The sequence below is a fragment of the Alkalihalobacterium sp. APHAB7 genome (assembly GCF_048323755.1).
GTDB lineage: Bacteria > Bacillota > Bacilli > Bacillales > Bacillaceae_F > Alkalihalobacterium.
Window position 1 is genome coordinate 101,199 of the sequence record NZ_JBLWFS010000002.1, and the last position, 11,639, is coordinate 112,837.

General features: G+C 38.9%; 10 protein-coding genes. 1 reads left to right on the plus strand and 9 read right to left on the minus strand.

The window, feature by feature from the left end:
• The first annotated feature begins 61 nt into the window (after nucleotides 1-61).
• The gene (locus ACNSTQ_RS02865) at nucleotides 62-997 is read left to right on the plus strand and encodes a Na/Pi symporter (protein WP_418198342.1); all 936 of its coding nucleotides are present in this window, start codon (nucleotides 62-64) and stop codon (nucleotides 995-997) included.
• A gap of 332 nt (nucleotides 998-1,329) precedes the next feature.
• Here the strand turns inward: ACNSTQ_RS02865 and deoC are convergent, their stop codons facing one another.
• The 9 genes from deoC to hemW all read right to left on the minus strand — a co-directional run bounded on the left by deoC (nucleotide 1,330) and on the right by hemW (nucleotide 11,593).
• Entirely contained in the window at nucleotides 1,330-2,004 is a 675-nt protein-coding gene (gene deoC / locus ACNSTQ_RS02870) for a deoxyribose-phosphate aldolase (RefSeq protein WP_418198343.1), read from the minus strand.
• A gap of 298 nt (nucleotides 2,005-2,302) precedes the next feature.
• Nucleotides 2,303-3,649: a tRNA (N(6)-L-threonylcarbamoyladenosine(37)-C(2))-methylthiotransferase MtaB gene (gene mtaB / locus ACNSTQ_RS02875; RefSeq protein WP_418198344.1), complete on the minus strand. Its 1,347-nt coding sequence runs from the start codon at nucleotides 3,647-3,649 to the stop codon at nucleotides 2,303-2,305.
• 5 nt (nucleotides 3,650-3,654) lie between these two features.
• Entirely contained in the window at nucleotides 3,655-4,407 is a 753-nt protein-coding gene (locus tag ACNSTQ_RS02880) for a 16S rRNA (uracil(1498)-N(3))-methyltransferase (RefSeq protein ID WP_418198345.1), read from the minus strand.
• A 62-nt stretch (nucleotides 4,408-4,469) separates the two neighbouring features.
• Complete coding sequence (gene prmA, locus ACNSTQ_RS02885) at nucleotides 4,470-5,408, minus strand: 50S ribosomal protein L11 methyltransferase (RefSeq protein ID WP_418198346.1); 939 nt, start codon at nucleotides 5,406-5,408, stop codon at nucleotides 4,470-4,472.
• A gap of 33 nt (nucleotides 5,409-5,441) precedes the next feature.
• Nucleotides 5,442-6,557: a molecular chaperone DnaJ gene (gene dnaJ / locus ACNSTQ_RS02890; protein ID WP_418198347.1), complete on the minus strand. Its 1,116-nt coding sequence runs from the start codon at nucleotides 6,555-6,557 to the stop codon at nucleotides 5,442-5,444.
• Nucleotides 6,558-6,745: 188 nt separating this feature from the next.
• The gene (gene dnaK / locus ACNSTQ_RS02895) at nucleotides 6,746-8,590 is read right to left on the minus strand and encodes a molecular chaperone DnaK (protein ID WP_418198348.1); all 1,845 of its coding nucleotides are present in this window, start codon (nucleotides 8,588-8,590) and stop codon (nucleotides 6,746-6,748) included.
• A gap of 67 nt (nucleotides 8,591-8,657) precedes the next feature.
• A complete protein-coding gene (grpE, locus tag ACNSTQ_RS02900) occupies nucleotides 8,658-9,227 on the minus strand; it encodes a nucleotide exchange factor GrpE (protein ID WP_418198349.1) in 570 nt (189 codons plus the stop codon).
• Nucleotides 9,228-9,327: 100 nt separating this feature from the next.
• Nucleotides 9,328-10,359, minus strand: a complete 1,032-nt coding sequence (gene hrcA, locus ACNSTQ_RS02905; RefSeq protein WP_418198350.1) for a heat-inducible transcriptional repressor HrcA — start codon at nucleotides 10,357-10,359, stop codon at nucleotides 9,328-9,330.
• A 91-nt stretch (nucleotides 10,360-10,450) separates the two neighbouring features.
• Nucleotides 10,451-11,593, minus strand: coding sequence for a radical SAM family heme chaperone HemW (gene hemW / locus ACNSTQ_RS02910; RefSeq protein ID WP_418198351.1), 1,143 nt, complete (start codon nucleotides 11,591-11,593; stop codon nucleotides 10,451-10,453).
• Between the last annotated feature and the right edge of the window lie 46 nt (nucleotides 11,594-11,639).

The window sequence follows — 11,639 nt, forward strand, 5'->3', positions numbered from 1 at the left end:
AAAATCATGAAGTTGTCATGCTTGTATCCTCTTGTCCATAGGATGTAATAGAGGTGATTTTATGACTCATAGAGAATTATTCACTTTATTCATTGTTTTTATCGCCTTATTCCTATTTGGCATGACGATTATGAGAGCAGGTCTTCATAATTTAGCAGGGGATCGGTTCAAGTATATATTAGAAAAAATGACGGATAGCCCGTGGAAAGGTTTATTGTTAGGTGCTGGAATTACCGCAATTCTCCAAAGTAGTTCAGCCGTTATGATTATGGCCGTTGGTCTTGTCGCTGCTGGAATCCTAACTTTCAAACAGTCTATCGGGATCATACTTGGAACTAACATTGGGACTTGTCTAACATTAGAAATGTTAGCCTTCGACCTCTCATCATTTATCATGCCATTATTACTGATCGGGGTTTTCTTAATCTTTTTAAAGAACCAGATTACGTATTTCCTCGGATGTATTTCGTTTGGTCTAGGGTGTATTTTTGTAGCCATGCACGGTTTAGAAGGTCTCGCATTTCCGCTCTCATCTTTGCCATTCGCTCATTCCTTTTTTACTTGGACGAATAATAGTGAACTACTTGGAATTGGGTTAGGTGCCGTCTTTTCAGCTATTATTCAATCGAGTACGGCAACTACTGCAATTGCTATGGGATTTATGAATGATGAGATATTTGGACTGACTTCTGGAATTGCAATTATGTTAGGTGCGAATATCGGTACATGCTTTAGTGCATTTTTAGCTAGTATCGGGGCAAATCATTCTGCTAGGCTAGTTGCTTTTGCACACATTTGGTTAAATTTATTAGGAGTCGTATTATTCTTTCCATTCATCGGATGGTTAAGTGAGGTCGCAAGTTCCTTAACGCATTTACCAAGCTTACAACTCGCCCATGCAAGTACTATATTTAATATCATTTCTTCGTTAGTGCTTCTTCCTTTTGTGCATTGGTATGCGAAGTTTATTATTTTTGTACATGGCAGAAAGAACTGATGAATTGGGAAATTTGGGTATCACATAATATAGAGGTGCTCATCAACATGGTGTTGATGAGCACCTCTATAAACAAATGAGATAAGAAGATTAGCATTAGGGACTCCAGAGGCCCTTATTTGTGTCAAAAGCAGTGACTTTTACAGTTTAGGGCACTCAGAAGCCCTTATTTCACAAAAAATAAGCTCATGACACTATATTTATAGCAAATAAGGGCCTGTCACTGCCCTAACAGCTGTAATAGAGTGGATTTTAAGGAAATAAGGTCCTGTGAGTCCCGCAAAAATTGCCTTCTGCATTTCCACCCTAATTCCCTGAAATTACTCAAGGTTCTAGTAATCAGATTGTGATTGACCACCATTCACAATAGCGATACCAGCACTTGCTCCAATTCGAGTGGCACCAGCTTCAATCATAGCTAACGCACCTTGACGATCTCTAACGCCGCCTGAAGCTTTTACTCCAATATCAGGTCCGACAGTTTCTCGCATGAGGCGAATATCTTCCACGGTAGCACCGCCTGTTGAAAACCCTGTTGATGTTTTTACAAAGTCCGCTCCAGCTTGCACTGCCAGCTTACATGCGCGAATTTTTTCTTCATCCGTTAGTAAGCTTGTTTCAATAATTACTTTTGTTAAAGCTTTTCCTTTTGCCGCTTCAACTACAGCCTTAATGTCAGCCTCAACGAGTTGGTCATTTTTATCTTTAAGGGCGCCAATGTTGATGACCATATCAACTTCAGTCGCACCGTCCTCAATTGCTTTTGTCGTTTCAAAAGCTTTGACTACAGATGCACTTGCTCCGAGCGGAAACCCAATAACCGTACACACCTTCACTTCTGGTGTATCTTTTAAATGCTCGTAAGCCGTTTTTACCCATGTTGGATTTATACAAACTGATGCAAATTTGTATTCTTTCGCTTCTTGACAAAGCTGAATAATTGGCTCCTTTGTCGTTTCTGCTTTAAGTAATGTATGATCGATCATTTCAGCGATTTTTTCACTCATTATGTATTCCTCACTCTCAATTTACTTGTACGTACCTCTTCAATCCTAGCATAGGAGTATAAAATTGTGCAAGCGCTATCGATTAGTACTATAGATGGGCTCATTTTTTCAGGAAATAAAACGGCCTTCCTATAAGTGTTCACGATTTTAAAATTCATTATGCCCGCTAAAAAACACAACAAAAAAGACCAACTCTACGTTAAAGTGTCCTTTTATTAGCAAATATAGTATACCCATTAAAGCTAGTATCTATTTTTACTATATGACACTAAACTAGTAAAGTTAGTCTTTTTAATCTTTATCCGGTAACAACGGCTTGATCTTGACCTTCTACGATACGTACAAACTCACCTTCATTGTATGGATAACCGGCTTTTTTTATTTTCACTTTCACAATTTGCCCGATCATACTTTCAGTTGCAGGGAATTTTACTTTTAAATAGTTATCTGAATAACCGATATACATCCCGCTATCTGCTGTTTCTTTATCCATTTCTTCTGGAATGACTTCTAATACTTCTCCTTCAAATTGAGAAGCATATTCTTTCGCCAACTGATTGGACAACTCAATTAAACGGTGAACTCGTTCACTTTTTACATCTTCATCGACTTGATCTTCCATACGTGCAGCTGGCGTGCCTGTTCGTTTTGAATACGGAAAAACATGGAGCTCAGAGAACTTATGTTTTGCAATAAAGTCATACGTTTCTTGGAACTCTTCTGCTGTTTCTCCAGGGAAACCGACAATCACATCAGATGTTACTGCTAATCCAGGAAGTACTTCTTTTAAACGGTCTAAGCGCTCACCGAAAAACTCCATTGTATATTTACGGCGCATTCTTTTTAGGACCGTATCCGAACCTGATTGAAGTGGAATATGAAGGTGGCGGACAACTTTTGTTGAACGGTCAATCACATCGATCACTTCGTCCGTAATTTGACTTGCTTCGATTGATGAAATACGAATCCGTTTTAAGCCCTCTACTTTTTCTAAGTCCTCAAGTAAACGTGCTAGACTGTAGTCTTTTAAATCCTCGCCATATCCACCCGTGTGAATTCCTGTTAAGACGATTTCTTTATAACCTGCGTTTACTAGCTGTGTTGCTTGTTTAATAACCTCTTCTGGGTTACGTGAACGCATCAAGCCACGTGCCCAAGGAATAATACAGAACGTACAGAAATTATTACAGCCCTCTTGAATTTTTAATGATGCACGCGTACGATCAGTAAAAGCTGGAACATCGAGTTCCTCGTATACACGTGTTTTCATAATATTACTTACACCATTAATAGGCTCACGTTCTTTTGTAAATTGATCGATATAATCTAGCATTTTTGTACGATCCTGTGTCCCTACTACGATATCTACACCAGGAATCGCCATAATTTCTGCTGGAGACGTTTGAGCGTAGCATCCCGTTACACAAATAACCGCATCTGGATTTTTCCGTATCGCTCGACGAATGACTTGACGGCTTTTCTTATCTCCTGTATTCGTAACCGTACATGTATTAATAACATAAACATCGGCTGTTTTTTCAAAGTCTACTTTTTCATACCCATCCGCTTTGAATAGTTGCCAGATCGCTTCTGTCTCATAGTGATTCACTTTACAACCTAATGTTTGAAATGCAACTGTAGGCATTGATCTCACCTCTCTAATTCAAAATAATACGAAACAGCTGAAAGAATATACATAGGTGCTGTTTCTGCTCGTAAAATCCTTGGACCTAGACTCGTAGGAATAAAACCAGCTTCACGAAGTTTAACGGCTTCCGCTTCAGAAAAGCCTCCTTCTGGTCCAATTACAAATAATAAAGAGTCACTGCTTTCCGCTTTCGAAAAAACGTTAGCCAACTGTCTATGATTACCCAACTTTCCCTCTTCTTCATAAGCAAATAAGAGGTGGTCAAACTCGTGCTTACGCTCTATTAATTGTTCTAAAGTATGAAGGTTTTCGATCACAGGAATACGACTTCTGTGCGACTGTTCTGCAGCTTCTTTGGCGATTTTACTTAGCCGTTCAATTCGCTTACCTTCTTTTTTTCCATCCCATTTGACGATAGAGCGCTCACCTTGAACAGGAATAAACTGAGCTGCACCGAGCTCAGTTCCTTTTTGTATGACATAATCAAGCTTATCTCCTTTTGGAAGAGCTTGAGCAATTGTAACATTCACCGGAAGCTCACTTTCACTCGAAAGATCTTCAACAATTAATGCGACCACTTGATCATCTTCGAAACGTTCAATTTCACATAAACAGATTCGATCAAAATTATTGCTGCAAATAATTTGGTCACCTTCAGTCATACGCATGACTCGAGTAATATGTTTCACATCTTCACCGTGTATGAGTACCATATGATCATTCATTTGTTCTTTTGCAACAAAATATCTTTGCATCATTTTCACCTAATTATTACTACTTAAGAGGAGAGTATTCCCCTACTATGGTAGTGTTTATTTTACACCTTTTTTGCAATGATAGCTACCCAATCTTCCATTTCTAATATTTCCTCAATTTCAAATCCATGGGAAAGAAGCGCCTCTTTAACGTCTACTTTCTTTCGTTGAATAATCCCTGAAGTAATAAAGGTTCCACCTGGTTTAAGTACCCTTGCCGCATCTTGGACGAATCGGACGATGATTTCAGCTAGAATATTAGCAACAATTACATCGTACTGTCCTTCAATTCCTTCAATGAGGTTGTTTTGTTTAACTGTAACGACATCATCTACTTTATTAAGTTCCGTATTTAACTTGGCACTTTCAACAGCAACTTCATCTAAGTCTAAGGCAATGACTCTACCTGCCCCAAGTTTTGCGGCAGCGATACTTAACACACCAGTACCCGTACCAACATCAATTACTGCGTCGCCATCATGAATATACTTCTCTATAGCTTGGACACAAAGAACTGTAGTTGGATGTGTACCGGTTCCAAACGCCATTCCAGGATCTAGTTCAATGACACATTCATCTTCACGCACTGGTTTATATTCTTCCCAAGTTGGACTAATTGTAATAGAATTAGAAATTTTAACGGGTTTGTAATACTTTTTCCATGCTGTTGCCCAATCTTCTTCTTTTACTTCATGTAAAGTCACTTTGTTATAACCTAAATCGATATCATATAAAAGCAGTCCATTAATCGCCTCTTTTACTTCATCAACCGTTTCTGCTAAAAAACTATTAACTGGGAAATACGCTTTGACTATTACCCCTTCTTCTGGATAATCATCAGGAGAGAGTTGGTAGATTTCGCCGAGATGGACGCCCCAATCTTTGATTAAATCATGAGGATCTTCAATGACTACTCCACTTGCTCCAGCTTCATGAAGAATATTACTTACTGGTTCAACTGCTTCTTGTGTTGTATGAATACTAAATTCTGTCCATTTCAAAACTACCAACTCCATCCAAATTCTTAATTAAAATTAACTCTTAAAAGCTCGCTTCACTTTTGCAAAAAAGTTATCGTGCTGTTCATCGACCTCAGTCCCACTTAGTTTACCAAACTCTCGTAATAAATCTTTTTGTTTGTCTGATAAGTTTTTCGGTGTAATCACTTTAACTTTCACATGCTGATCTCCTTGACCACGACCATGAATGTTTGGTACACCTTTTCCTCTTAAGCGGAAACTTGATCCCGTTTGCGTACCTGCAGGAATTTTCAACTTCACTTTTCCTTCTAATGTCGGTACTTCAATTTCATCGCCAAGTGCAGCTTGAACGAATGTTATTGGCATATCACAATATATATCATCACCTGAACGAGTAAAGAACTCATGAGGTTTAACGTTAAATACAATATATAAGTCTCCAGGAGGCCCACCATTTACCCCAGCTTCTCCTTGACCCGTATGACGAATTTGTTGACCATGATCTATACCTGCTGGAATGCGAACTTTAAGCTTTTTACGCTTAGTTACTGTACCCTCTCCACGGCATGTTGAACATTTTTCCTTAATAAATTTACCCGTTCCGCTACAATGATTACAAACACGACGATTAACAATTCGACCAAATGGCGTATTTTGTTCTACGTTTAATTGACCGCTTCCTCCACAGTGCGAACATGTCTCAGGTTTCGTTCCCGGTTTAGCCCCAGACCCTGTACACGTTGAACATGTTTCTTCACGAGGAATTTCGATTTCAGTTTCTTTACCGAATACCGCTTCTTTAAAATCGATCGTCATCGTATATTGTAAATCAGCACCTTGTCGAGGAGCGTTTGGATTTCTACGTCCACCGCCGCCTCCTCCAAAGAACATATCAAAAATATCCCCAAAACCGCCGAAATCACCAGCTCCGCCGCCACCGAAACCTTGGTTTGGATCTGTGTGACCAAATTGATCGTAGTGCGCTCTTTTTTGTGAGTCGCTTAACGTATCATAGGCAGACTTCACTTCTTTAAACTTTTCCTCCGCATCCGCGGCTTTATTAACGTCTGGATGATATTTACGTGCTAATTTTCGGTAGGCTTTCTTAATTTCATCTTCTGAAGCGTTCTTGTCGACTCCAAGCACTTCATAAAAATCTCGCTTGCTCATCCTATCCACTCCCGATTTTTTTACATAACAGTAATCATACCACATTAGGTGTCGTTCAAAAAGGTTAGACAAATTCCAATCTAGATATTTTATCCCTCCATTTTAAAACGAGTGCCTAATTAGATGTAAAAAGCCAAAGCCAAGAAAGCCTGACTTTGACTTTTTTCAATAGAAGTATCTAAAGACTGTTATTTCTTGTCGTTATCATTTACTTCTTCGTAATCTGCATCAAAAACATTCTCATCGGCTTGTTGTGCGCCAGCACCTTCAGCTCCTGCTTCACCTTGTGCTTGTTGTGCAGCTTGAGCTGCTTGCTCATAAAGTTTTGTTGAAAGCTGTTGAACTACTTCTTGAAGCTCATCTTTTGCCGTACGGATCGCATCAAGATCAGTACCTTCTAATGCTGTTTTCACTTTATCTTTTGCTTCGTTTGCTTTGTCAATTTCAGCTTGCTCTACTTTATCACCAAGATCTTTTAACGTTTTTTCAGTCGTAAATACTAAGTGATCTGCTTCGTTACGAAGTTCAGCTTCTTCACGGCGCTTCTTATCATCCTCAGCGTTCGCTTCTGCTTCTTTCACCATTTTTTCGATTTCATCATCTGATAAACCAGAAGAAGAAGTGATCGTGATTGATTGCTCTTTATTTGTTCCTAAGTCCTTCGCTCTTACGTTTACAATTCCGTTTGCATCGATGTCAAATGATACTTCGATTTGCGGAACACCACGTGGAGCTGGAGGAATATCTGTTAATTGGAAACGACCTAATGTTTTATTGTATGCAGCCATCTCACGCTCACCTTGTAAAACATGGATATCAACGGCTGTTTGGTTATCAGCTGCTGTTGAGAACGTTTGTGACTTACTTGTTGGGATCGTTGTGTTACGGTCAATTAGTTTAGTAAATACGCCACCCATTGTTTCAATACCAAGTGATAGCGGTGTTACGTCAAGTAAAACCACATCTTTAACGTCTCCAGTTAATACACCAGCTTGAACTGCTGCACCAAGAGCAACTACTTCATCTGGGTTTACACCTTTATGCGGATCTTTTCCTGTAAGCTTTTTAATTTCATCTTGTACTGCAGGAATACGAGTCGAACCACCTACTAAGACAACACGATCGATTTCACTTGCAGAAAGACCTGAATCTTGAAGAGCACGGCGAGTTGGGCCTAATGTGCGTTCTACTAGATCAGCAGATAACTCTTCAAATTTAGCACGGCTTAAGCTTAGCTCTAAGTGTTTAGGACCTGTCGCATCAGCTGTAATAAATGGTAATGAAATTTGTGTTTGTGTTACACCTGAAAGATCTTTTTTCGCTTTTTCAGCAGCGTCTTTTAAACGTTGCATAGCCATTTTATCTTGAGAAAGATCAATTCCATTGTCTTTTTTGAATTGCTCTACTAAATGATCAATGATTACTTGGTCAAAGTCATCTCCACCAAGTTTGTTGTCACCAGAAGTTGCTTTAACTTCGAAGAAACCATCACCTAGCTCAAGGATAGAAACGTCAAATGTTCCACCACCAAGGTCATATACTAGGATCGTTTGATCTTCTTCTTTTTCAAGGCCATAAGCAAGTGCTGCTGCTGTTGGCTCATTTACAATACGTTCAACTTCTAGACCCGCAATCTTACCAGCGTCTTTAGTCGCTTGACGTTGAGCGTCATTGAAGTAAGCTGGTACTGTAATTACTGCCTTTGTTACAGTCTCACCTAAATAGCTTTCCGCATCTGATTTTAATTTTTGTAGGATGATCGCTGAAAGTTCTTGAGGACTAAATTGTTTACCTTCAATTTCTTCCTTATGATCTGTACCCATGAAGCGTTTGATTGAAATAACTGTGTTTGGGTTCGTGATTGCTTGACGCTTTGCTACTTCCCCAACTAAACGCTCACCATCTTTGAACGCTACTACTGAAGGCGTCGTACGGTTTCCTTCTGCATTTGGAATAACAACCGCTTCTCCACCTTCCATTACAGCAACACACGAGTTTGTTGTACCTAAGTCAATACCGATAACTTTACTCATTTTGTAACTCCTCCATTCGAATCAATTCAATTTTATTTAAGTTCTTTTATGTAGTGCATTAAATGCATTAACCGTTCACTTTAACCATTGACGGTCTAATCACTCTGTCTTTTAATTTATATCCTTTTTGGAATTCTTCTACGACTGTATTCGGCTCGTGTCCATCTTCTTGAACTTGCATAACTGCTTGGTGTAAGTGTGGGTCAAATGTTTGTCCAACAGATGCAATGACTTCCACGCCTTCTTTTTGCAGTCCATCTTGAAGTTGGCGATAAACCATTTCCATGCCTTGAAGTAACGTTTTCGTTTCTTCATTGGCTGGATCTACCGCTAAAGCTCGCTCAAAGTTATCTAGTACGGGTAATAGTTCTTCTACTAGACTTTGTGCTCTATATTTTGCAGCCGCTTCTTTTTCTTCTTTTGTACGACGGCGGAAATTATCATAGTCGGCATGAATACGTAACAAACGACTGTTTAACTCAGCAACTTGTTGCTCTAGTCCATGTACCTTTTGTTGTTCTTCCGAAAGTTCTTCAGTCACTTCCGTTTGTTCAACTTCACTTTCAGGTTGTTCATTTACTTGTTCAGAAGTTTGTTCTTCAACTATTGTTTCAGTTTGATTTTTTTCCTGTTCCAACCTGTTCACCTCCCGTATTTATAAAGTCATATATTAGAATGACATGACTTTTTAGCTGTGGGGAAAACGTCCCCACAACTAATTGTCAATATTACCATTCCTACCCTCTTTGATACAAGTGAGTTAATAATTTCGTTAAATCTTTAGAAATATAATCAACGAGTCCAATGACTCGACGATATTCCATCCTTGTGGGTCCAAGGATCCCTACCGTTCCCATATGTTTTCCACCAATTGAGTAGGATGCTGTGATAATACTGCAGTTTTCTAAAGCATCCATATTTGTCTCATGACCAATCTTTACTTGGATTCCTGAGGACTCTGAACGGAAAATTTGCTGAACGAGTGTATCCTCTTCTAAAATGTTCATCAGGTGTCTAACTTTTTCTACATCGCGAAATTCTGGTTGAGTTAGTAAATTGGTTTTCCCACCATAAAACACTTTATCATTCCTATCGGTTTGAAACGTTGTCTGAAACATTTGTAAAATGGCTTTGTGGTTGTATAGATGCTCTTTAAAAATAATAGCCACTTCATTATTTAATTTTTCCCTTAATTGATAGAGCGGTACACCTTTTAAGCGGTCATTTAAGATATTAACGACTTTTTCCATTTCCGAAGGGTTCATCCCCTCTGGAATTTTAATCGAAAAGTTCTCAACATGGCCTGTGTCGGTCACGAGAATAAAAACAGCTTTCCGATCTGAAAGTGGAATAATTTGTACATGCTTTAAAGAAGCCTCAAACATTTCAGGACCGAGTACGATGGAAATATAACTCGTAACTTGTGACAATATTTTTGCTGACTGTTGAATAACTTGTTCAGCTTCTTCTTTCTTACTAGAAAAAAGCGTTTCTACCTTTTCGATTTCTTCACCAGTCAAACGGTGAGGCATTAACATGTGATCAACATAATAGCGATACCCTTTGTGCGACGGTATTCGTCCAGCAGAACTATGAGGCTTCTCTATATAGCCTTGTTCCTCTAAATCAGCCATTTCGTTACGAATGGTCGCTGCACTGTACTCAACGTCCTCACGTTTTGAAATGCTGCGTGAACCGACTGGCTCTGCAGAACGAATGTAATCATCAACTATTGCTTGCAAAATTAAAAATTGTCGTTCTGTCAACATCCCAAATCACCTCTGTTAGCACTCTAATGTATCGAGTGCTAAATCTAAAATAAAATTATCAAAAAGGTCATTTTTTGTCAACTAGTAGACACTACTCTACCACTAAAAATTGTTCAAAAACTTCATTGGCTAAGAAAACACCTTTTCTTGTTAAGCTTACTCGGTCTTGTGTAACTTCAATTAATTGACGTGCTACTAATTGTTCAATTTGCTTCTGATACACATCTGTTAACTGTACTCCATACCGTTCAAAGAACCTTTGCTTAGAAACTCCCTCGAGCATCCTCAACCCCATAAACATTTCTTCTTCCATCCGCTCTTTCTTACTCAGTTTGTGAGCCTCAAATCTTGCTTGTTTCTTCTCCGTTATAGATTGGATATATTTTTGCACCGGTCCAATATTCGCGTAGCGGACACCGTTGATATACCCGTGTGCACCTGCACCCATTCCAAAATATTCTTCATTATTCCAATAAATGATATTGTGCTTACTTTCATAACCTGGCTTTGCAAAATTACTAATTTCATATTGATTGTATCCATGCACGTTCATTTGTTCAATCAATCGTTCATACATAACGGCTTCTTCATCTTCTGTAGGAAGAGGCAGTTTTCCTTTTCTTAAAAGATTATAAAAAACCGTCTTTTCTTCAACTTTCAACGAGTAAGCAGAAAAATGTTCAATTTCTAATGAAAAAGCTTTTTTTAAAGTATCGTCGAATGCTTCCATTGTTTGTTCCGGTAGTCCAAACATAAGGTCCACCGTTAAGTTGTTAAACCCTTTTTGTCTCGCTCGCTCAATGGTTTTATAAATATCTTCAGGCTGATGGGTTCGTCCAATTTTCTTTAATAGGAGCGAGTCAAATGTCTGGACCCCAATACTTAATCGATTTACGCCATAATCTCGTAAAACATTCAGCTGGTCTTCATTCACTCCACCTGGATTTACCTCAACCGTCCATTCTTTTAATCGGTGGGTTAGCGAAAAGCGATTATGCAAACTAGATAGCACCTTCTCTAATTGTTGCGCGGATAGAGCGGTCGGTGTTCCTCCCCCGATATAAATCGTCTGAATCGGTTCAGTTAAATACTTATCGGCTGCATCGGCTAGTTCGCTATCGAGAGCTTGAATATATTCATCGACGGGCTGTCCCTGTAAAAATACTTTATTAAAATCACAATAATGACAAATGTGTTCACAAAAAGGAATGTGAACGTAAATCGCTGTCGGCATGGTCTTCCTACTTTCTATGAAAAGATAAAGACATTAGAACACACAA